Annotated in this window: 2 protein-coding genes and 2 pseudogenes; all 4 read left to right on the top strand. The window is 38.3% G+C overall.

Annotation, left to right across the window (positions count from 1 at the left end):
• Window positions 1-243 (top strand): annotated as a pseudogene (locus EWV68_RS07865) (Uma2 family endonuclease); the annotation flags it as partial.
• Window positions 244-361: 118 nt separating this feature from the next.
• On the top strand, window positions 362-1,834 hold the full coding sequence (locus EWV68_RS07860; protein WP_061431551.1) for a carotenoid oxygenase family protein: 1,473 nt from the start codon (window positions 362-364) through the stop codon (window positions 1,832-1,834).
• 28 nt (window positions 1,835-1,862) lie between these two features.
• Window positions 1,863-1,928: pseudogene (locus EWV68_RS22065) on the top strand (DUF4351 domain-containing protein); the annotation flags it as partial.
• A 156-nt stretch (window positions 1,929-2,084) separates the two neighbouring features.
• Window positions 2,085-2,566: Rpn family recombination-promoting nuclease/putative transposase (locus tag EWV68_RS07855; protein ID WP_502705780.1), on the top strand; the 482-nt coding region annotated here is incomplete at its 3' end.

Here is a 2,566-nt window from a genome sequence, read left to right as displayed (position 1 = left end):
GAAGGACTATTAAGCTCTATACCTGAGATTAAGGGATGGGTTAGTCCTCGGTTAAATATCCGATTTGAATTGACAGAAGATGAGTTAGAAATTTATAGTTTAGATGGTCAGAAGTTTTTGACTTCTATTGAGTTATCTCAAAAAGCTGAACAAGCAAGTTTACAATTAGAACAAGAGCGTCTTAAAGCTGAACGTTTAGCTGAATATATCCGTTCTCTGGGAATTGATCCCGATACTTTATAATGATATAATTGATGGGTTGTGACGAATACTAATTAACTGGTAAACTGCCTAAGTTATCGTCATTGAACCTAGTCTAGGGCTATACTTAAACTATGTAATCACTAAAAAAAACAAATCTATGAAAGCTTGGGCAAAATCTCTAGAAAAACCAGCAGTCGAATTTTCTGAAACCCAATTAACCTTATTATCGGGGAAAATTCCTGACGGATTGCGGGGGAGTCTCTATCGCAATGGTCCGGGGAGATTAGAAAGGGGTAAGCAAAAAGTTGGTCATTGGTTTGACGGAGATGGGGCAGTTTTAGCTGTACATTTTCATGATAAGGGAGCCAGTGCCACCTATCGTTATGTTCAGACTGCCGGTTATCAGCAAGAAAGCGCCGCTAATCAATATTTATTTCCCAATTATGGCATGAATGCCCCCGGCTTCTTTTGGAATAATTGGGGAAAAGAGGTAAAAAATGCCGCTAATACCTCGGTGTTAGCTTTACCCGATAAATTATTAGCTCTCTGGGAAGGGGGTTTTCCCCATAAATTAGATTTACAATCTTTAGAAACCCTAGGCTTAGATAATTTATCTAGCTTACAAGCAAAGGAAACTTTTTCCGCTCATCCCAAAGTAGATTTGTCCAGAGGAGAGATTTTTAATTTCGGGGTGACAATCAGTGCCAAAGTTAGTTTAAATCTCTATAAGTCTGACTCCACTGGTCAAATTATCCAGAAAAACACTTTTGAGTTAGATAGATTGTCTCTGCTGCATGACTTTGTTTTAGCAGGACAGTATCTCGTCTTTTTTGTCCCACCGATAAAAGCAGATAAATTATCGATACTGTTGGGATTTAAAACTTTTAGTGATGCCATGCAGTGGCAGCCAGAATTAGGAACAAGAATACTAATTTTTGAGCGAGATTCTCTGCAATTAGTCAGTGAAAGTGTTACAGATTCATGGTTTCAATGGCACTTCGCTAATGGTTGTGTGAATGACCAAGGCAATCTTGAAATTGTTTTTGTCCGTTATGACGACTTTAAAACTAATCAATTTTTAAAAGAAGTTGCCACGGGTGAAACCGAAACCTTAGCCATCGGAAAATTAGCAAGTATCACCATCAATCCCCTATCAGCAAAGGTGATTAATCAGGAAATTCTCTCGGATTTAAGCTGTGATTTTCCCGTGGTTTCCCCGCAACTGGTGGGACAAAAATGGCAAAATACTTTTTTAGCTGTTCATCGTCCCGATAGCGATATTCGTCGGGAAATTATCGGACTTCCCGCTTGTTATAATCACTCCACAGGTAAGTTAACTATTGCTTATCTAGAAAATAACTGTTATGGCAGTGAACCGATTTTTGTCTCCGATGGTTTATCTCCAGAAACGGGATGGTTAATCGTCGTGGTTTACGACGGCAATAATCACAGCAGCCAAGTGAGAATCTATGATAGTCAACAGTTAGAAAAAGAACCCCTTTGCTGTCTGCAATTACCCAGTGTTATCCCTCCCAGTTTTCACGGCACTTGGCAAGAAAAATCAGAAAAAGGCGCAGAAGCAATCTCAACTGAGAAAAGGGGTTTCTATTTAGAAAACGGGTTTCTTTGAGAAACCCGTTTTCTGGACTTGTGAGAGAGAAGCTTTATTCGATTTCTCTAGGGTTGAAGATTTAATCAATTGGTTAAATACTTTAACTGCTTAGTTCTTACGACCGCCTCAAGACGGAGTTATCGAAAACTTTTTTTCGATCTGGCTTTTATGTGTTATAATGTCCACCAGAATTAGACTACTTTCCCCATAATGCCATGTTCTTTGAACTGTTGACTGTACCCATCGAAGCGATCGCAGACACCTTTACATGACTAATAATATTGACCATGATCGCTTATTTAAGGAGTTAATCTCCACCTTTTTTGTCGAATTTATTGAGTTGTTTTTTCCTCAATTGATCGATTATTTAGATAGGGACTCGATTACTTTTTTAGACAAAGAAGTATTTACCGATGTCACAGAAGGAGAAAGGTATGAAAGCGATTTAGTCGCACAAGTTAAGTTTCGAGGAAAAGAATCTTTCTTTCTGATTCATGTAGAGGCGCAGGAAAGTTCCCGCAAGTGGTTTAACCGGCGAATGTTTACTTATTTTGCTCGCTTTCATGAGAAATTTGTCTTACCGATTTATCCGATTGTAATTTTTTCTTATTCAAAGCCAAAAAGAGCAGCGATTAGTCAATATGTAGTCGATTTTCCCGATTTTAAGGTGTTAGAATTTAACTATCAAGTAGTGCAGTTAAATCGATTAAATTGGCGAGATTTTCTCAATCAACCGAATCCGGTTGCTTC

This window comes from Microcystis sp. M_QC_C_20170808_M9Col, assembly GCF_007095495.1.
Classification (GTDB): Bacteria; Cyanobacteriota; Cyanobacteriia; order Cyanobacteriales; family Microcystaceae; genus Microcystis; species Microcystis aeruginosa.
The sequence above is the reverse complement of the archived record's forward strand: the minus strand, read 5'-3'. Positions and strand labels throughout refer to the sequence as shown.